Source organism: Vibrio sp. 14N.309.X.WAT.E.F5 (genome assembly GCF_030397615.1).
GTDB lineage: Bacteria > Pseudomonadota > Gammaproteobacteria > Enterobacterales > Vibrionaceae > Vibrio > Vibrio lentus.
The window spans coordinates 221,997-241,052 of sequence record NZ_JAPNXR010000006.1 but is presented as its reverse complement, the minus strand read 5'-3'; the positions used below and the strand labels follow the sequence as shown (position 1 = coordinate 241,052).

17 protein-coding genes and 1 riboswitch are annotated in these 19,056 nt (G+C 43.9%); of the genes, 14 read left to right on the top strand and 3 right to left on the bottom strand.

Annotated features, from left to right (window positions below; translation table 11 throughout):
- Positions 1–87: 87 nt before the first annotated feature.
- Positions 88–975 carry a YvcK family protein gene (locus tag OW495_RS09785; RefSeq protein ID WP_076668993.1) on the bottom strand — a complete coding sequence of 296 codons (888 nt, stop codon included), beginning with the start codon at positions 973–975 and terminating at the stop codon, positions 88–90.
- Positions 976–1,169: 194 nt separating this feature from the next.
- Positions 1,170–1,322, top strand: a riboswitch (molybdenum cofactor riboswitch).
- On the opposite strand from OW495_RS09785, the gene moaA reads away from it, so the two are divergent.
- The 11 genes from moaA to OW495_RS09730 all read left to right on the top strand — a co-directional run bounded on the left by moaA (position 1,311) and on the right by OW495_RS09730 (position 11,642).
- The gene (moaA, locus tag OW495_RS09780; RefSeq protein WP_017632500.1) at positions 1,311–2,300 is read left to right on the top strand and encodes a GTP 3',8-cyclase MoaA; all 990 of its coding nucleotides are present in this window, start codon (positions 1,311–1,313) and stop codon (positions 2,298–2,300) included. Its footprint overlaps the riboswitch before it by 12 nt.
- Before the next feature lie 92 nt (positions 2,301–2,392).
- The gene (moaB, locus tag OW495_RS09775; protein WP_065111001.1) at positions 2,393–2,905 is read left to right on the top strand and encodes a molybdenum cofactor biosynthesis protein B; all 513 of its coding nucleotides are present in this window, start codon (positions 2,393–2,395) and stop codon (positions 2,903–2,905) included.
- Positions 2,906–2,917: 12 nt separating this feature from the next.
- The gene (moaC, locus tag OW495_RS09770) at positions 2,918–3,397 is read left to right on the top strand and encodes a cyclic pyranopterin monophosphate synthase MoaC (protein WP_065111002.1); all 480 of its coding nucleotides are present in this window, start codon (positions 2,918–2,920) and stop codon (positions 3,395–3,397) included.
- Positions 3,394–3,639 (top strand): molybdopterin synthase sulfur carrier subunit, encoded by a 246-nt coding sequence (gene moaD, locus OW495_RS09765; RefSeq protein ID WP_289886225.1) that lies wholly within the window; start codon positions 3,394–3,396, stop codon positions 3,637–3,639. Before moaC ends, moaD begins: the two co-directional genes overlap by 4 nt.
- A gap of 2 nt (positions 3,640–3,641) precedes the next feature.
- A complete protein-coding gene (moaE, locus tag OW495_RS09760; protein ID WP_102514402.1) occupies positions 3,642–4,115 on the top strand; it encodes a molybdopterin synthase catalytic subunit MoaE in 474 nt (157 codons plus the stop codon).
- A gap of 649 nt (positions 4,116–4,764) precedes the next feature.
- Entirely contained in the window at positions 4,765–6,396 is a 1,632-nt protein-coding gene (locus OW495_RS09755; RefSeq protein WP_065111003.1) for an ABC transporter substrate-binding protein, read from the top strand.
- Between the two features lie 116 nt (positions 6,397–6,512).
- Positions 6,513–7,433, top strand: a complete 921-nt coding sequence (oppB, locus tag OW495_RS09750) for an oligopeptide ABC transporter permease OppB (protein WP_004734022.1) — start codon at positions 6,513–6,515, stop codon at positions 7,431–7,433.
- Between the two features lie 15 nt (positions 7,434–7,448).
- A complete protein-coding gene (gene oppC / locus OW495_RS09745) occupies positions 7,449–8,351 on the top strand; it encodes an oligopeptide ABC transporter permease OppC (RefSeq protein ID WP_065111287.1) in 903 nt (300 codons plus the stop codon).
- Between the two features lie 42 nt (positions 8,352–8,393).
- Positions 8,394–9,365 (top strand): ABC transporter ATP-binding protein, encoded by a 972-nt coding sequence (locus OW495_RS09740; RefSeq protein WP_004734020.1) that lies wholly within the window; start codon positions 8,394–8,396, stop codon positions 9,363–9,365.
- Entirely contained in the window at positions 9,362–10,348 is a 987-nt protein-coding gene (oppF, locus tag OW495_RS09735; protein ID WP_004734019.1) for a murein tripeptide/oligopeptide ABC transporter ATP binding protein OppF, read from the top strand. Before OW495_RS09740 ends, oppF begins: the two co-directional genes overlap by 4 nt.
- A gap of 355 nt (positions 10,349–10,703) precedes the next feature.
- Positions 10,704–11,642: a glutathione S-transferase family protein gene (locus OW495_RS09730; RefSeq protein WP_102514401.1), complete on the top strand. Its 939-nt coding sequence runs from the start codon at positions 10,704–10,706 to the stop codon at positions 11,640–11,642.
- 93 nt (positions 11,643–11,735) lie between these two features.
- Here the strand turns inward: OW495_RS09730 and pta are convergent, their stop codons facing one another.
- Both pta and OW495_RS09720 read right to left on the bottom strand, forming a co-directional pair.
- A complete protein-coding gene (gene pta, locus OW495_RS09725; RefSeq protein ID WP_017088569.1) occupies positions 11,736–13,901 on the bottom strand; it encodes a phosphate acetyltransferase in 2,166 nt (721 codons plus the stop codon).
- 147 nt (positions 13,902–14,048) lie between these two features.
- Complete coding sequence (locus OW495_RS09720) at positions 14,049–15,245, bottom strand: acetate kinase (protein ID WP_102514399.1); 1,197 nt, start codon at positions 15,243–15,245, stop codon at positions 14,049–14,051.
- 344 nt (positions 15,246–15,589) lie between these two features.
- On the opposite strand from OW495_RS09720, the gene yfbV reads away from it, so the two are divergent.
- The 3 genes from yfbV to OW495_RS09705 all read left to right on the top strand — a co-directional run bounded on the left by yfbV (position 15,590) and on the right by OW495_RS09705 (position 19,047).
- Complete coding sequence (gene yfbV, locus OW495_RS09715; protein ID WP_017084030.1) at positions 15,590–16,042, top strand: terminus macrodomain insulation protein YfbV; 453 nt, start codon at positions 15,590–15,592, stop codon at positions 16,040–16,042.
- Between the two features lie 296 nt (positions 16,043–16,338).
- Positions 16,339–17,304 (top strand): ABC transporter substrate-binding protein, encoded by a 966-nt coding sequence (locus tag OW495_RS09710; RefSeq protein WP_102514398.1) that lies wholly within the window; start codon positions 16,339–16,341, stop codon positions 17,302–17,304.
- A gap of 276 nt (positions 17,305–17,580) precedes the next feature.
- A complete protein-coding gene (locus OW495_RS09705) occupies positions 17,581–19,047 on the top strand; it encodes a sensor domain-containing diguanylate cyclase (protein ID WP_017111101.1) in 1,467 nt (488 codons plus the stop codon).
- Positions 19,048–19,056 lie beyond the last annotated feature (9 nt).

Sequence of the window (19,056 nt, the reverse complement as noted above, 5' to 3'; positions counted from 1 at the left end):
TAAGCCACTAAGCCACTAAGCCACTAAGCCACTAAGCCACTAAGCCACTAAGCCACTAAGCCACTAAGCCACTAAGCCACTAAGCCACTAAGCCAGTTGAGCCCGAATCGCTTGTTGAAGCTTTAAACGGTCGTGTCGCCAATCTCGATTAGGAGAGGCAAGATCGGTGGTCACGCAGTTCCAAAGCCCTTCAAGTTCAGGGTGCGGCGCATTGCCCAGCACAACATCAATTTTTCTCGCTTTGCAGGTACGTTCGCACCATTCAAGCTGTTCTTGAAGCGTCATTTTTCCTGCAGGGCCATGTTCTGGCGAAAGGTTTTCAATGAAGATAACCTTAGCCTTGGTGTTCTCAGCGATGGCTTTCCCAATCTCTGGAAGGAGAAGAGGGGGCATAACACTGGTCAGAAAGCTGCCAGGGCCAAGAACGATACAGTCGGCTTGTTCGACGGCTGCAACGGCTTCTCTGGTTGCGGGCACTTCTGGAGACAAGTCCATCATGCGCAGTTTTTCTGTCATGTCGTCAACGTTGGTTTCACCCGTAACCCAACGACCATCCATTGATAACGCGGTGAGGTCGGAAGGGTGCTCGGTCATCGGGACGATATTCACATCGACCTTGAGCATATTTCGAATTAGGTTAATGGCTTCCAATGGGCGAACGGAAAGGTTATCCAATGCCGTCAGCATTAGGTTACCTAAGTTATGGCCGTCTAGCTCACCTTGGCCGCGAAAACGGTACTCAAACATCATCGAACTGATGGAAGGTTCAGTGATCAATTGGTTGATACAGTTACGAGTATCTCCCCAAGCGATACCACCTTGGCAGTCTCGAATTCGTCCGGTCGAGCCACCGTTATCTGTTGTTGCAACAATGCCAGTTGCATTGCTACCAAAGTCTTTTAATGCAGCAAGCATGCGACCTAAGCCATGGCCTCCACCGATTGCTACGACTTTCTTTGAAGCGTAAATATTCATTTTTTGTTCTTGTTAGATTATTACCAACTATAATTTAGGTTAAATGCTTCTCGTCAGATACTCAACAAGAGTTATTTTGAGGGTTTGATACGTTTTTTTTGCCGATGTGACCCGTTTTTTGTCATCAGAGCTAGATTCACGTACAAATATTAAGTATTTTATTACTCAGCTACTGCGCGTGTGAATATAACGTGCAGTTGCCATAACTCCGAGCTCTCGCATGCTAAGTCGCACAGTGGTATTTGCTGTACCGATACGCATCAAGAGCCAGTGACATGTTGTCACAAGGGCTTAATTGGAAATGATTATGCCTCCCGTGTTTGGAAAGGTGTTCCGTGGCGCAACAATTCGAAGATAGATTCCATCGCAAGTTTTATTACTTGCGCTTGTCGGTTACAGACGTCTGTAACTTTAAATGTACTTACTGCTTGCCGGATGGTTACAAACCGTCAGGGCAAAAAAACTCGTCTTTTTTAAGTGTGCCCGAGATCAAACGCGTTGTAAAAGCGTTTGCAGATTGTGGTACCTCAAAGATCCGCATTACAGGCGGAGAGCCGAGTCTGCGTAAAGACTTTCCTGAAATCATACATACCGTTGCCTCTACTCCAGGCATTGAAAAAGTAGCCACGACAACGAATGGCTACCGCATGGAGAAACAAGTAGGGCAGTGGCGTGATGCTGGTTTAACCCATATAAACGTGAGCGTGGATAGTTTAGATTCACGTATGTTCCATCAGATCACTGGTGAAAATAAGTTTACTGAGGTTATGCGAGGCATTGATAAAGCTTTTGAGGTTGGCTATGAACAAGTCAAAGTCAATGTTGTATTGATGAAAGACCTCAACAGTCAGGAATTACCAGCCTTCCTTAATTGGATCAAAGACAAACCTATTCAACTACGTTTTATCGAGCTGATGAAAACCGGCGAGATGGACGAGTTGTTCGATAAACATCATGTATCTGGCGTTGCGATTCGCAATCAGCTTATTGCTAACGGTTGGCTGTTAAAAGTCAAAGCGGTTAACGATGGCCCAGCACAAGTGTTTGTCCACCCAGACTACAAGGGTGAAATTGGTTTGATCATGCCTTACGAGAAAGACTTCTGTGAGAGTTGTAACCGACTGCGCGTTTCTGCGACCGGTAAACTTCACCTATGTCTGTTTGGCGACCACGGTGTTGAACTGAGAGATCTGATTCAAGAAGATCAGCAAGAGCAAGAGCTCATTGATCGAATTCAGGCTCAGCTTCAAACCAAGTCCGTTAGCCACTTCTTGCATGATGGCAACAGCGGTATGACTCCAAACTTGGCGTCAATCGGCGGTTAACCCGCTATACATACTCTAAAGCATTTTATCGCTCAGCTTCTTTAAGCTGGGCGAATCAGTCTAATCATTGAAAATTTATTATAGGTGAGCAAATGGGTCACGCAGAAAGCAAATTCCAAGCAGCAAACATCGCAGTACTAACCGTTTCAGATACTCGTACAGAAGAAAATGACACGTCAGGTGGTTACCTAGCTGAGCATGCTAAAGAAGCAGGCCACAACGTGGTTGATAAGCAAATTGTTATCGATGACATGTACAAGATCCGTGCGATTGTCTCTAAGTGGATCGCGGATGACAGCGTTCAAGCGATTATGATCACTGGCGGTACGGGTTTCACATCTCGTGACAGCACGCCTGAAGCACTTAAGCCACTATTCGACAAAGAAGTAGAAGGCTTTGGTGAGCTTTTCCGTCAAGTATCTTACGAAGAGATCGGTACGTCGACAATTCAATCTCGTGCGATTGCGGGCTTTGCTAACCACACAGTAATCTTTGCGATGCCAGGTTCTACAGGTGCGTGTCGTACAGGTTGGACTAAGATCATCAAGCAACAGATGGATGCTAGCCACCGTCCTTGTAATTTCATGCCACATCTTTCTGTATAAGGTGGTTTGAGCATGAGCCAATTTACTCATATTAACGCGTCTGGCGAAGCAAACATGGTCGATGTATCGGCTAAAGCAGAGACAGTACGTGAAGCGAGAGCAGAAGCTTTCGTTCAAATGTCAGCAGAAACGCTAGAGCTGATTGTTTCTGGTAGCCACCATAAAGGTGATGTTTTCGCAACAGCACGTATTGCTGGCATTCAAGCGGCGAAGAAGACGTGGGACCTGATTCCACTGTGCCATCCTTTGCTGCTGACTAAGGTCGAAGTTCAACTTGAGGCAATCGAGTCTGAAAATAAGGTTCGTATCGAATCAGTATGTAAGCTTGCTGGTAAGACAGGCGTAGAGATGGAAGCGCTAACGGCTGCTTCTGTTGCTGCACTAACCATTTACGATATGTGTAAAGCTGTTCAGAAAGACATTGTTATCGAGAATGTACGCCTATTAGAGAAGACCGGCGGTAAATCAGGTCACTTCAAGGTGAAATCATGATTACTGTACTGTTCTTTGCTCAAACTCGTGAACTTGTCGGTGTTGATAGCGTTGAAGTTGATACGCAGTTCAAGACGATTGAAGCGATTCGCTGCCACCTTGTAACACAAGAAGGCAAATGGGATATCGCATTGGAAGAGGGCAAGCTTCTGGCTGCGCTTAACCAATCAATCGTACCTTTGACGACTGAAGTGAAAGACGGCGACGAAGTGGCTTTCTTCCCACCTGTTACTGGAGGTTAGCCATGAATGACTCTCGAGTTATTGATCCAAGAGTATTAGTTACTGCTGAAGATTTTTCTGTGGGTGGCGAATACGATTATCTAGCTCAAGGCACATCTGCGGGAGCGGTTGTGACGTTTGTTGGTAAAGTTCGCGACATGAACCTTGGCGACAACGTGATTGGTTTGTCTCTAGAGCACTATCCGGGTATGACAGATAAGTCGCTGAGCGAGATCTGTGACCAAGCTGAAGCGCGCTGGCCTATCCAGAAGATGCGAGTGATTCACCGCGTGGGTGACCTAGATATCGGTGACCAGATTGTTTACGTTGGTGTATCGAGTGCGCACCGTGGCGCTGCCTTTGAAGCGTGTGAGTTTGTGATGGACTTTCTGAAAACCAAAGCGCCATTTTGGAAAAAAGAACGCACCACTGAAACAACTCGCTGGGTTGATTCTCGCGATTCAGATACTAAAGCTGCGGATCGCTGGGAGAAATAATTCTCGTAATATGATGTTGCTCCAAAATTCACTCAGTTGATTGATACAGCAAAAAGCCGACTATTAAGGTCGGCTTTTTTGTGGATGCTACAAAGCCATTTATAAATAAGCGGTGCATTAATAAATGGTTAATCACTCAAGTTGCATATAAATTCGGTTCGTAATTTTGTCTGTCTTGGTGCATTTCTAAATCTGTTTTGGTGCAGTGCATTATGCTGTTTTGTATAAAGTGATAATCCTCACAAATAGTGGAGTCTATTTAGGGGATATGTGATGTGCAATTAGATTTCATGTGGCATTAATGTTAATTTGCCGACGGTGTTCTAGCATAAGATGCTAAATAAAAGTATCAATTCAGATACATCAACACTAAAGGCTGTTTTTTAATAAATCCCGATGTGTAATTAACTATTCATTAGGTTTTTATTAGAGATTTACACTGTTACCTTGAGTAAGTCGGAGAATTATCCGATTTTTTGCGACTTGTTTATGGCAAATTACTTCAATGGTTGATAGTGTGTGCCTCAATCTTTGTAAGGTTTTAGATTTTTATGCTTAAATTTTGAGCTAAATAAATCTAAATCACTGCCGTTCAGTGAACTAAGCAAAGAAGTCATGGATGCAATACGTAAAACTTGGAGTTTATTAAATGTACAAGAATAAAATCACTCAGGCCCTTCTTCTAGGTGCTGGTTTGGCAGTGGCTGCCACTTCTACTCTTTCTATCGCTGCTGAAGTTCCAGCAGGTACAGAACTAGCAAAAGTTCAGGAACTTGTTCGCGGTAACGGTACTGAAGTTGCGACTATCGACCCACACAAATCTCAAGGTGTACCAGAATCTCACGTAATTCGTGATCTTCTAGAAGGTCTAGTGAACCAAGACGGCGAAGGTAATACAATCCCAGGTGTAGCCGAAAGCTGGGAAACGACAGACAACAAAACATTCACTTTCCACCTACGCAAAGACGCAAAATGGTCTAACGGCGATCCTGTAACAGCTGAAGATTTCGTTTACAGCTGGCAACGTGCAGTTGATCCTGCCACTGCTTCTCCATATGCTTGGTACATGGAATATACCAAGATGGTGAACGCGAAAGACATCGTCGCGGGTAAGAAAGACAAGAGTGAGCTAGGTGTTAAAGCTGTAGATGCGAACACACTTGTTATTGAATTAGAAACAGCGGTGCCATACTTCGTAATGATGATGGGCCACACAACAGTTAAGCCAGTACATAAAGCAACTGTCGAAAAGTACGGTGACCAATGGACTAAGCCAGATCACTTTGTTGGTAATGGTGCATTTGCTGTTGATAAATGGGTTGTTAACGAACGCCTAGTACTTAAGCGTAACGACCAATACTGGAACAATGATAAGACTGTTCTAAACAAAGTAACGTTCCTACCAATCGAAAACCAAGTAGCGGAAATGAACCGTTTCCTATCTGGTGAAATCGACTTCACAAACGAACTTCCAGTAGAGCATTTCAAGCGTCTTAAGAAAGAACACGCGGAAGATGTATCTGTAGCGGGTAACCTATGTACTTACTACTACATCTTTAACACTAAGAAAGCACCATTTGATGATGTTCGTGTACGTAAGGCTATCTCTTACGCAATTGACCGTAATATCGTAAGTGACGCAATCCTAGCACAAGGTCAAAAACCAGCTTACTTCCTAACGCCTGAAATCACAGCTGGCTTTAACCCTGAACTTCCTGCTTACGGCAAGATGTCTCAAAAAGAACGTAATGAAGAAGCTGCTCGTCTTCTTGAAGAAGCGGGTTACGGTAAAGACAATCCACTTAACTTCAACCTACTTTACAACACTTCTGAGAACCATAAGAAGATTGCTGTGGCGCTGGGTTCTATGTGGAAGAAAACTCTAGGCCTTAAAGTAACGCTTGAAAACCAAGAGTGGAAAACTTACCTATCTTCTAAAGATTCAGGTGATTTCGAAGTAGCACGTGCTGGTTGGTGTGGTGACTACAACGAAGCGTCGTCATTCCTAACGCTAATGAAGAGTAACAACACTACCGGTGGTGTTCACTACGATAGCGCTGAGTACGACCAACTCATTGATAAAGCACTTAACTCTACATCAGCAGAAGAGCGTGAAGCACTTTACCTAGAAGCTGAGGCGTTAATGGCTAAAGACATGCCTATCGCACCTATCTACCAATACGTGAAATCACGTCTACTAAATCCGCACGTTGGTGGCTTCCCTACTAACAACGCGGAAGATAAGATCTTCTCGAAAGACTTATACATCAAAGCTCAATAATAAGAGCTTAGATTCTAAAAAGTTAATATAACTATAACGATACAGACACTACATGCGCAGGGCGCGCATGTAGCGTCTTTCTAATTTTAATTGTCACAGACTGAAAGAGTGAGTTTATGCTTAAATTCATTATGAAAAGGATATTTGAAGCGATTCCAACCATGTTGGTGTTGATCACTATATCTTTCTTTCTCATGCGTTTCGCACCGGGTAACCCGTTTTCAAGCGAGCGTCCATTACCGCCAGAAGTTATGGCTAACATCGAAGCTAAATATGGCTTAGATAAACCTGTATTTGAACAGTACACCACGTACTTGACCAACATCCTTCAGGGTGATTTTGGTCCATCTTTTAAATACCAAGATTACACAGTAAATGAGCTGATTGCGGTTGCACTTCCAGTATCTGCGAAGGTAGGCTTTGTTGCCTTTATCTTCACATTATTGATGGGGGTAACGGTCGGAACCATTGCCGCCTTGAAGCACAACACCTGGATCGACTACACCATAATGTCGACCGCCATGCTCGGGGTGGTGATGCCATCCTTCGTGTTGGCACCAGCGCTTATCTACCTATTCTCTCTACACTGGCATATATTCCCAGCAGGTGGTTGGCACGGTGGTACGTACATGTACATCGTCCTACCCGTTATCGCGATGTCTCTTCTATACGTAGCAACCTTTGCTCGTATCACTCGCGGTAGCATGATTGAAACCCTAAACAGTAACTTTATCCGTACGGCTCGTGCTAAAGGTCTAAGTTACCGTTATATCGTTCTTAAACATGCGCTTAAGCCAGCAATGCTACCTGTTGTTTCATACATGGGGCCTGCGTTCGTAGGTATCATCACAGGTTCAGTTGTTGTTGAAACTATCTTCGGCCTACCAGGTATCGGTAAGCTGTTTGTTAACGCCGCGTTTAACCGTGATTATTCGTTAGTAATGGGTGTAACCATTTTGATTGGTTTCCTATTCATCTTGTTCAACGCAATCGTTGATATTTTACTAGCGCTTATTGACCCGAAAATTCGCTACTAGCAGGGACGCATGGTTATGTTGAAGAAAAAAGAAAACTTAGAAGCGATCGAAAAATTCTCTGAGAGTTTGGAAATTGAAGGTCGTAGTTTGTGGCAGGATGCGCGTATTCGTTTTATGCGTAACAAAGCGGCAATGATCAGTCTGTTTATCCTAATTATCATGGTGCTATCGGTAATCTTTTTACCAATGCTGGCGCAACATGCTTACGATGATACTGACTGGTACGCAATGCACGTAGGCCCAAATGCTGATCACTGGTTCGGCACTGACAGTTTAGGTCGTGACCTATACGTTCGTACGATGATCGGTGGCCGTATTTCTCTTATGGTTGGTGTGATGGGCGCATTCGTAGCGGTACTGATTGGTACGCTTTACGGTGCAGCTTCAGGCTTCATTGGCGGTCGTACTGACCGAGTGATGATGCGTATCTTGGAGATCTTATACGCGGTTCCTTTCATGTTCCTCGTGATCGTACTGGTGACGTTCTTTGGTCGTAATATCGTACTCATCTTTGTTGCTATCGGTGCGATTGCTTGGCTCGATATGGCGCGAATCGTACGTGGCCAAACGTTGAGTTTACGTAGTAAAGAATTCATTGAGGCTGCTCACGTATGTGGCGTAAGCAAATGGAAAATCATTACACGTCATATCGTACCGAACGTATTGGGTATTGTTGCGGTTTACTCAACGCTACTTATCCCGAGCATGATCCTTACAGAATCATTCTTATCTTTCCTTGGTCTTGGTGTTCAAGAGCCTATGACAAGTTGGGGCGCGCTATTACAAGAAGGCTCGCAAACAATGGAAGTTGCTATTTGGCAACTGGCATTCCCAGCGGCATTCATGGTAGTTACGCTGTTCTGCTTTAACTACGTAGGTGATGGTCTGCGCGACGCGCTTGATCCAAAAGACAGATAAAGAAATAGCAATTAAAAGCTATAAAAGATTAAGGAAGCAATAATGAGCTTATTAGATGTCAAAGATCTGCGCGTCGAATTTACCACGCAAGATGGTACCGTAACCGCAGTAAACGACCTGAACTTCTCACTCAACCAAGGCGAAACGCTGGGTATTGTTGGTGAGTCGGGTTCGGGTAAATCTCAAACGGTATTTGCACTGATGGGACTGCTGGCTAAAAACGGCATCATCTCAGGCAGTGCAAAGTTTGAAGGTAATGAGATTCTCAATCTACCTGAGAAAGCACTGAACAAAGTTCGCGCTGAACAGATCGCGATGATCTTCCAAGATCCAATGACGTCACTGAATCCTTACATGAAAGTAAGTGATCAGTTGATGGAAGTACTTATGCTGCATAAAGGCATGGGCAAAGCGGAAGCGTTCGAAGAGTCAGTACGTATGCTGGAAGCGGTTAAAATCCCTGAGGCACGTAAACGTATTACTATGTATCCACACGAATTTTCTGGCGGTATGCGCCAGCGTGTAATGATTGCAATGGCTTTGCTATGTCGTCCTAAATTGCTTATCGCTGATGAGCCAACAACGGCACTGGATGTAACCATTCAAGCGCAAATCATGGAATTGCTGAACGAGCTTAAAGATGAGTTCAATACAGCAATCATCATGATCACCCATGATTTGGGTGTGGTTGCGGGTTCTTGTGACAAAGTTCTAGTGATGTACGCTGGCCGTACCATGGAATACGGCACAGTAGATGAAATCTTCTATGAGCCAAGCCACCCTTATGCGGAAGGCTTGCTTAAAGCGATTCCTCGTTTGGATACCGAAGGTGAAATTCTACCGACGATTCCAGGTAACCCACCCAACTTACTTCGCCTACCAACCGGTTGTCCTTATCAAGACCGTTGTCACCGTGTAATGGACCGTTGTAAGCAAGAAGCACCTATTTTGCAGCCATTTGCTAAAGATCGTCAGCGTGCTTGTTTTTCTGATTGGGAGACTTGGACAAAATGAGTAAAGAATTACTATTAGATATTAAAAACCTTAAGGTTCACTTTAGCATTGCGGCTAAGTCTGCTTGGCCTTGGGCGAAACCATCAAATCTTAAAGCGGTTGATGGTGTGGATGTTCACCTTTATGAAGGTGAGACTCTGGGTGTAGTTGGTGAGTCTGGCTGTGGTAAATCAACATTTGCGCGCGCAATTATTGGCTTAGTTGAGGCAACGGAAGGCGAGGTTATGTGGTTAGGTCAAGACCTGACCAAGATGCAGGAAGTGAAGCGTCGTGAGACTCGTAAAGAGATTCAGATGATCTTCCAAGATCCGCTAGCATCGCTTAACCCGCGTATGTCAGTTGGAGACATCATTGCTGAGCCTCTACAAACTTTCTATCCAGAGCTTTCTAAACAGGAAGTGAAAGACAGAGTTAAAGAGATGATGGCAAAGGTTGGTCTTCTACCCAACGTAATTAACCGCTACCCACATGAATTCTCTGGTGGTCAGTGTCAACGTATCGGTATCGCACGTGCACTTATCTTGAAGCCTAAGATGATCATTTGTGATGAGCCAGTTTCTGCTCTGGATGTCTCTATCCAAGCTCAAGTAGTAAACCTTCTTATGGAACTACAGAAAGAGTTAGGTTTGTCTTTGGTATTCATCGCGCACGATTTGTCGGTTGTGAAACACATCTCTGACCGTGTATTGGTGATGTACTTAGGTAATGCTGTTGAGCTAGGGGAATCAGATGCCTTGTTCTCAGACCCTAAACACCCATATACCAAAGCACTGATGTCTGCAGTTCCGATTCCAGACCCACGCTTAGAGCGCAGCAAAACGATTCAGATGCTGGAGGGTGATCTCCCATCACCAATTAATCCACCATCAGGTTGTGTGTTCCGTACTCGTTGCCCTGAAGCAACCGAGGCCTGCGCGCAAACCAAGCCAACCATTCAAGGCGATGACGTACACGCAGTATCTTGCTTGCACGTACAAGTCTAGAACCCATTTAAAACGGTTCAGCCTGTGACAGGCTTAAGCGCAACTTTTTTATGAGTTGCGCTTTTTTTGTGTCCAAGATTCCTCTAAAACAACCTTCTTCAAATAATTTGAACAACTAAGCCAACTTCTTCTAGTTTTGAAAAAGTGGGCTTTTCTTATACTAATACCAATCGTAGTAAATAACTGCTCATCCTAGCTTGTTAAAACGCTCAATAACGGCGTTAGAATTTTTGATTGTAGAATAACTACTAACAGAAAAATTCTTCCTTGTTCTCAAGCCTTTTCTCTGCGCTATTTCTGAACATTTACTTACTGTGATTGGTATAAAAAATTTTTGGATGAGAGAGGTTTGGATATGGGCAAGTTAGTTGAAGGTGTTTGGCACGATGTGTGGTACGACACCAAAGAAAGCGGTGGTAAGTTTGTTCGTGAAGATGCGGGTTTTCGCCGTTGGATCGAGAACAAAGCTGGTGCGCAGTTTGAGCCAGAAAGTGGTCGTTATCACCTATACGTATCGTTAGCTTGTCCTTGGGCGCACCGTACTCTTATCTTCCGAGAGCTAAAAGACCTAGCCGATCACATTGACGTGACAGTGGTCTGCCCCGATATGATGAGCGAAGGCTGGCAAATGGGTTTGCCTGAACCTTTGTTTGGTCATACTCGCATGCACCAAATCTACACTCAAGCCAAACCTGACTACTCAGGCCGAGTAACGGTTCCAGTGCTATGGGACAAGAAAACCAATACCATCGTAAGTAACGAGTCCTCTGAAATTATCCGCATGTTCAACTCAGAATTTAATGAGCTAACAGGCAATACCGATGATTACTATCCGTGGGAGTTGTCCAAGAAGATTGATGAGTGGAATGACTACATCTATCCAAGCATTAATAACGGCGTTTATCGTACTGGCTTTGCAACCACACAAGAAGCTTATGAAGAAGCGTATGACGCGTTATTTGAGGCGTTAGACAAAGTAGATGTACATCTTAGTGAACATCGTTATCTAGCGGGTAATGACATCACAGAAGCAGACTGGAGGTTGTTTACCACTCTGGTTCGATTCGATGCAGTGTATGTTGGTCATTTTAAGTGTAACAAGCAGCGAATTTCAGACTACGTCCATATTCAGGGCTACTTAAAAGAGCTCTACCAGATCGAAGGCATTAAAGAGACGACCGATTTTTATCACATCAAACGTCACTACTATTACAGCCACACAGGTATCAACCCAACCCAAGTTGTACCGAAAGGACCTGTGCTAGATTTAGAATCAGCCCATGGGCGAGGCTAGATTAATCTTAAGATCATCAAATAACCTTAAGCATTAGACATAAAAAAACCCTAGATAAGAATCTAGGGTTTTTTGCTTTCTACAAAAGAAAAATTAGTTAATTACTTTTTCTTCAGCTTGAGCTGCTTGGTCTGCTTGGATAGCCGTTAGAGCTACAGTGTAAACGATATCGTCTACTAGAGCGCCACGAGACAAGTCATTTACTGGCTTGCGCATACCTTGAAGCATTGGACCGATAGACACTAGGTCTGCTGAACGCTGTACCGCTTTGTAAGTCGTGTTACCCGTGTTTAGGTCTGGGAATACGAATACTGTCGCTTTACCTGCAACTGGAGAGTTTGGTGCTTTAGAAGCAGCAACGTTTTCCATGATAGCAGCGTCGTACTGTAGAGGACCGTCGATCACTAGATCAGGACGTTTCGCTTGAGCAAGTTTGGTTGCTTCACGTACTTTATCTACGTCTGCGCCTTTACCAGATTCACCAGTAGAGTAAGAGATCATAGCAACGCGTGGGTCGATACCGAATGCCGCTGCAGAGTCAGCAGATTGGATAGCGATTTCAGCAAGTTGCTCAGCTGTTGGATCAGGGTTGATCGCACAGTCACCGTATACAAGCACTTGATCAGGCAGAAGCATGAAGAAGATTGAAGATACGATAGAAGCATCAGGTGCAGTCTTGATGATCTGGAACGGAGGAACGATTGTGTTCGCCGTTGTGTGAACAGCACCAGAAACTAGGCCGTCAACTTCGCCAGCTTCAAGCATCATAGTGCCTAGGAATACTGAATCTTCTAGCTTCTCACGAGCAACAACTTCAGTCATACCTTTAGCGCCACGAAGTTCTACTAGACGAGCTACGTAGTTTTCGCGAACAGATGCAGAATCGATGATCTCAACGCCAGCGCCTAGCTCAACACCTTGTTGTGCAGCAACGCGACGGATTTCGTCTGGGTTACCAAGAAGCACACAAGTTGCGATACCGCGTTCAGCACAGATAGAAGCTGCTTTAACAGTACGTGGTTCATCACCTTCAGGAAGAACGATACGCTTAGCCGCTTTACGAGCAAATTCAGTTAACTGGTAACGGAATGCTGGTGGGCTTAGACGACGAATGCCTTGAGTACCTTCAGATAGAGAATCAATCCAAGGGCCATCGATGTGGCTAGCAACGTGATCGTTAACGAACTCGATACGCTCTTTATCGTCTGCAGGTACTTCTAGGTTGAAGCTCTGTAGGTTAAGAGACGTCTGCCAAGTGTTACCTTGAGCCTTGAAGATCGGTAGACCTGAAGCGAATGCTGGCGCACAAAGGTTAGCAATGCTTTCTGGAATGTCGTAACCGCCAGTCAGTAGGATTGCGCCAATTTCAACACCATTCTTCGCAGCAAGAGCCGCAGCAACGATAACGTCAGGACGGTCTGCAGAAGTTACTAGCAGTGAACCTGGTTTGAAGTGCTCAATCATGTGCGGTAGAGAACGTGCACAGAAAGTGATGCTCTTAATACGACGAGTTGAGATTTCACCTTCGTTAACGATTTCAGCGTTAAGGTGTTTAGCCATATCAACCGCACGAGTTGCGATTAGGTCGATGCTCCATGGCACACAGCCAAGAACACGGATAGGGCTAGAGTTGAAGATTTGCATTACTTCAAGGTTTGCTTGTTGAGCGCTATCTGCATCATCGAAGATTTCAGAAAGGTCAGGGCGAGTACGGCCAGCTTCATCAACAGGTGCATTCAGTTTGTTAATAATAACGCCTGAGATGTTCTTGTTTTTAGTGCCGCCGAAGTTAGAACATGCTACTTCGATGTGCTCTTTAAGCTGAATAGGGTTGTATGTACCCGGAGTCGCAACGAATACGATCTCTGCGCCTAGTGTTTTAGCGATTTCCGCGTTCACTTGGTTAGCAAATGGGTGCTTACGAGTAGGTACTAGACCTTCGATAAGCGTTACTTCTGCGTCTTTGTTGATCTTGTTGTATTGCTCAACAACAGACTCTAGAAGCTCGTCCATTTTTTCGCTACCGATCAAAGCTTCAGCTTTAGTCATTGCGATTGGCTCACCAATCTTAATGTCGCTGTTTGCGCTGATGATAGTAGACGTTAAATCAGGTTGGTTACCACCGCTACGAGGTTGAGCGATTGGCTTGTAGAAAGAAACACTTACGCCCTTACGCTCCATAGCGCGAAGAACACCCATGCTAACACTAGTAAGACCAACACCAGCGCTTGTAGGGATAAGCATAATAGTACGGGACATTGACGAACACCTTTGACTATTGGAAATAAAAAAAGCTCAACTTCTGTTCCTACCGACATTTAAATTGGGGTAGGAATAGAAGTTGAGCCCCATTTTCGTAGTATGAAAAACTGACTAGCTTCGAGTGAAGCTAGTCAGAAAAATCAATTAAAGACCTGCTAGTTTCGCAGTGTCTTCAGCAATTACTAGCTCTTCATTAGTAGAGATAACCATTGCAGGGATACGGCTGTTAGCTGTAGTGATAGTACCTTCGCCGCCGAAACGAGCTTTAAGGTTAGCTTCACCGTCAACTTCGATGCCGAAGATGCCTAGGCGGTTAAGAACCATTTCACGGATTGGGCCAGAGTTCTCGCCGATGCCGCCAGTGAAAGTGATTGCGTCTAGACGACCTTCTAGAGTTGCAGTGTAACCAGCAACGTACTTAGCTAGACGGTGACAGAACACGTCCATTGCACGAGTTGCTTCTTCTTTCTCACCGTAGTTGTCTTCAACGAAACGACAGTCAGAAGTCACTTCAGTTAGACCAGCTAGGCCAGACTCTTTAGTTAGCATGTTGTTGATTTCTTCAACAGAGTAACCAAGAGCGTCGTGTAGGTGGAAGATGATCGCAGGATCTAGGTCACCACAACGAGTACCCATTACTAGACCTTCAAGAGGAGTAAGACCCATAGAAGTATCTACAGATTGACCGTTCTTGATAGCACATACAGATGCGCCGTTACCTAGGTGACAGTTGATGATGTTAACTTCTTCAACTGGCTTGTTTAGTAGACCAGCTACTTCACGAGTAATGAACAGGTGAGAAGTACCGTGCATGCCGTAACGACGGATGCCGTGCTCTTTGTACAGGTTGTACGGTAGAGCGTATAGGTAAGACTCAGAAGGCATTGTTTGGTGGAACGCAGTGTCAAAAACAGCAACGTTTTGTAGACCAGGGAAGTTCTGTTGAGCGGCTTCGATACCGATAAGGTGCGCAGGGTTGTGAAGAGGTGCAAAAGTTGCAGCGTCTTGGATACCCTTAAGTACTTCATCAGTGATAAGTGCTGATTTAGTGAACTGCTCGCCACCGTGAACGATACGGTGACCGATAGCGCCAAGGTTAGCTTTAAGCTCAGGCTTAGAAGCAAGAATAGTTTCTACCATGAAAGATAGTGCTTCTACGTGAGCTGCGCCCGCGCCTAGTTGTGCTTCATGCTTGCCGTCAAGTTTCCACTTCATACGAGCTTCTGGAAGACCAAGACACTCAGCAAGACCAGTTAGGTGCTCAGCACCTGTTTCTGCATCAACAACAGCAAATTTAAGAGAAGAACTACCACAGTTTAAAACTAAAACTAGCTTAGACATTAATGACTACCTGTTTATTTTTCTGATCGAAATCAGTTAAGGATGAAAATTAATCTCAAGAATAGTCGAAGCACATAGGCTTGCGTACTAACCTTGGTCAAAAAAACGTTAATTTCCGTATTAAAGTGAAAGCGCACTTTTTCAGAAAAAGAGGCTTTTGCATTCCTTGCAGAAGTCGTCCCAAAGTTGCTTAAATTGTAAATAAGGGCAACAATGAGATTGAGGTCTGCAAATAATAGCGATATTGTGCAAATATAACAAAAAAATTTGAAAGAATATTATTTTTCGTCAAATTTTTGTGTTTTTAGTTGATGATTTCAACTTTTTTTTAATGGGAGACTCATATGAGTAATAGAGTTGGTTTAGCGAGCAGTTTAAAAGATGGCCAAAAGTACATGGATCTCTGGCCTGTTCGAAAAGAGTTAAACGCTATCTTCCCTGAACAGCGCATCATTAAAGCCACGCGTTTTGGTGTGAAAGTGATGCCAGCGATAGCCGCTATTAGTATTCTTACACAAATGGTCTTCAATAATTATCATGCAATGCCACAGGCTGTTGTTATGGCGTTGTTTGCGATCAGCTTGCCACTTCAAGGCATGTGGTGGTTAGGTAACCGTTCGAACACTCAATTGCCGCCAGCATTGGTTTCTTGGTATCGAGAGTTGCATGAGAAGATCAGCGAAACGGGTTTTGCATTGGAACCAATGAAGCCACGCCCTCGTTATAAAGAATTGGCGATCATTTTGAATCGCGCTTTCCGCCAGTTAGATAAATCTTCAATGGAACGTTGGTTCTAAGAATATCTGGCCTTTCCCTATCGTCTGAGGACAGCTATACATCGATGTTGGCTTGTTCTCAGATTCGTTCCGTTTGATCTTTATTATTCATCTCACTTATCTCTCGTTATTCACTTCATTGCTTACCCAATAACTCAAGCAAACTTACCTTTTCTCACATAATTCGAGCCTTGTTGTGTTTTTGTTAAATATCACTTCAACTTATCAATGGTTACTGGTAAAAGTGTCAATAGTGAATTTGATGTTGTCTCTTTAGATCGAGCAATAACAACGAGAGCTTGATGAAGGGAATATTAATGGGTTCTGTAAGAAGAGTATTAACGGTTGGTTTCAGTTGTTTTTTGTTGCTATGGACTGGCAGCGCAATGGCAAATATCGCCAAAGTCTCGGTCTCACAAGTTGTCGACCATCCTGATCTGAACGCGACACGTTTGGGGCTTCTTGAAGGGTTAAGAGCGAAAGGGTATGAACCCGGCAAAAATCTAGAGTTTTCCTATGAGATGGCAGATGGGAGCCCAGCTCAAGCCGCAAAAATAGCAAGAGAGTTGGCTAGTGAAAATCCTCACGTATTAGTTGGTATAGCCACGCCTACCTCGCAAGCATTGGTCTCCGCGACCCGATCTATTCCAATTGTATTTACCGCTGTGACCGACCCGATCGGTGCAAGGCTTGTCAAACAACTTAACAGCCCCGGAAAAAACGTGACCGGCCTTTCTGATCTCTCTCCTGTGTCACAACACGTTTTGTTGATTAAAGAACTGCTCCCCAAAGCGAGTTCCATTGGTGTTGTCTACAACCCTGCAGAAGCCAATGCGGTGGCATTGATAAAGTTATTGAAGAAAGCTGCGCGAGCGAATGGATTCAAACTTTATACCGCAACAGCACTGACTATCGATGATGTGGAATCAAAAGCTGAATCTATCGCTAAAAAATCAGATGTTATCTACGCGCTGACCGACAACACGGTAGCAAGTGGTATTGAAGATCTAATCCAAGCAGCAAATCAATCGGGCACTCCTGTCGTAGCAGGGGCAACATCTTATGTAGGGAAGGGCGCCATTGCAGGTTTAGGTCTAGATTATTATGACGTAGGTGTTCAAACTGCTGATTATGTAGCGGCAATACTTGAGGGACAAAAGCCCGGAAAGTTGAATGTGAAAACAGCGAAGAGCTCACAGCTTGTCATCAATTTGGATGCGGCTCGTGAACTGGGCGTAACCCTTCCTCAGTCTGTGATCGATCGTGCAATTGTTAGCCGTTAGTAATAACTAGAATGATGAACATAGGTTGCATATAAATAATCTTGTTAACAGTATTAAAACAGTTGATAGAAATTAGTAAATTAACTCAACATAATGGTCGTATTTCTCTAATTTGTTCTTTTATAAGTGGTTATTTAGTTCACTCCGAATCGGTTATTTGGCCGTAAGCTATGCTGTTAATATGAATTTACATTATTTTACATCGAGAGAGTCGGTAATTAATGTCATAATATTAATGGGGTAAATGAAAATAGCTAAGCGCTAAGAGCACATGATATGAAAGTTAACAGGCACTTTAGCCTTACCTTTGTTTTTGGTTTCCCTGCTGTGATCGCAGCGATGTTACTTAGCTTGATTGCAAAGAACCATTTTGACTCGGTAGAGAAAGATATCAGCAATGAATTTCAACGTATCGAAGAAGTTTTTAAACGAACGACTAAGATCGTTACTGCGCTAGATTATAGTTTCTCAAACTACTACAAATCAGGTAACCCTCTTTTCCTTGACCACAACAAACAGGTTGTTGATGGCCTCTGCCAAATTTGGCCAATTGATAGCCTGCTTCTTGCCGAAGGCAAAACTACCGATATCCCTTCTGTTGATATTGACTACATGCTGGTCGGTGAAGAGTCTTTATGTACAGAAACAAGTAGTACCTATAAAAGTGCTTCGGAGAAAATAGCTCTAGCACCTATTCTTTCATTCCTCTCCCAACTTGATGAATACCACGATGGTGTCCACTTTATTGATAAACGCGGGTACGTTATTTCGTCACCGGAAGATTTTGCCAAAGGGTTAGGAAAGGAATTACTTTCGACCATCAAAAGCCGTCCATATTGGCAAAAAACAGCCAACAACCCTGATCTGTTGACTTTATCTGGTCCTGCATATCGGTTTGATTCTCTTGACCGTATGATCAGTATGACGATACCTGTCTTTCATAAAGGCGAACATCAAGGGATGTTATCGGTTGATATTGATGCTGGGAAACTACTTGCTATTGCTAATGAACACTTAGCCGGTCGAATCGATATTATTGATACTACCTTAACTAGCCCAAGAGATTCCGCCGCTTTCTATCATAAAATTGAGCTAGAGGGTGTAGCATCTCATCATGCTATGTACTACGAATTGAATTTGATTGATGAGGCCCGACACTTTTTCGTTTATGAAAAAGACAGCCTTATTGTCGCTATCATTGTGTATCTATTCTCTGTAACCATCTTTTTTTACGTTAATTCCAATATTGAACGCGGTTATTTCAAAGATCTTGCTGCTAAAGACCCAATGACGGGGCTACTGAATCGGCGCGGTTTAGAAGCGTTTTGGCGCAGCGTAGAGCATGATCAGTTGTTCGCTTTAACGGTATTTGATATCGATGATTTCAAGTCGATTAATGACACCTTCGGCCATGATAAAGGCGACGATGTCATCCGTTATATGTCGCGCCAGATAAGTAATAGCATTCGAAGTAGTGATGTTGCAGCGAGATTTGGTGGTGAAGAGTTCGTTGTCTACCTGAAAGGGGATGATCGAGAAACATTAATCAGAACATTGCAGCGTGTAAAAAGTGCGGTTTGCTCTAAATCTGAGGATATCATCCCTAATGGCTTCACGGTATCTGGCGGCGTGTGCATTGTTGAAACGGAGCAAAGCAAACTCAACTTTGAAGAGATATTTAAGTACGCCGATGAAAAACTGTACGTGGCTAAGACGACCGGTAAAGACCGAATCGAGTTTTAACCATGTTAC

Coding starts and splice junctions, on each gene's coding strand:
- OW495_RS09785 (WP_076668993.1), bottom strand. CDS start 975: ATGAATATTTACGCTTCAAAGAAAGTCGTAGCAATCGGTGGAGGCCAT.
- moaB (WP_065111001.1), top strand. CDS start 2,393: ATGGGTCACGCAGAAAGCAAATTCCAAGCAGCAAACATCGCAGTACTA.
- moaC (WP_065111002.1), top strand. CDS start 2,918: ATGAGCCAATTTACTCATATTAACGCGTCTGGCGAAGCAAACATGGTC.
- moaD (WP_289886225.1), top strand. CDS start 3,394: ATGATTACTGTACTGTTCTTTGCTCAAACTCGTGAACTTGTCGGTGTT.
- moaE (WP_102514402.1), top strand. CDS start 3,642: ATGAATGACTCTCGAGTTATTGATCCAAGAGTATTAGTTACTGCTGAA.
- OW495_RS09755 (WP_065111003.1), top strand. CDS start 4,765: ATGTACAAGAATAAAATCACTCAGGCCCTTCTTCTAGGTGCTGGTTTG.
- oppB (WP_004734022.1), top strand. CDS start 6,513: ATGCTTAAATTCATTATGAAAAGGATATTTGAAGCGATTCCAACCATG.
- oppC (WP_065111287.1), top strand. CDS start 7,449: ATGTTGAAGAAAAAAGAAAACTTAGAAGCGATCGAAAAATTCTCTGAG.
- OW495_RS09740 (WP_004734020.1), top strand. CDS start 8,394: ATGAGCTTATTAGATGTCAAAGATCTGCGCGTCGAATTTACCACGCAA.
- oppF (WP_004734019.1), top strand. CDS start 9,362: ATGAGTAAAGAATTACTATTAGATATTAAAAACCTTAAGGTTCACTTT.
- OW495_RS09730 (WP_102514401.1), top strand. CDS start 10,704: ATGGGCAAGTTAGTTGAAGGTGTTTGGCACGATGTGTGGTACGACACC.
- pta (WP_017088569.1), bottom strand. CDS start 13,901: ATGTCCCGTACTATTATGCTTATCCCTACAAGCGCTGGTGTTGGTCTT.
- OW495_RS09720 (WP_102514399.1), bottom strand. CDS start 15,245: ATGTCTAAGCTAGTTTTAGTTTTAAACTGTGGTAGTTCTTCTCTTAAA.
- yfbV (WP_017084030.1), top strand. CDS start 15,590: ATGAGTAATAGAGTTGGTTTAGCGAGCAGTTTAAAAGATGGCCAAAAG.
- OW495_RS09710 (WP_102514398.1), top strand. CDS start 16,339: ATGGGTTCTGTAAGAAGAGTATTAACGGTTGGTTTCAGTTGTTTTTTG.
- OW495_RS09705 (WP_017111101.1), top strand. CDS start 17,581: ATGAAAGTTAACAGGCACTTTAGCCTTACCTTTGTTTTTGGTTTCCCT.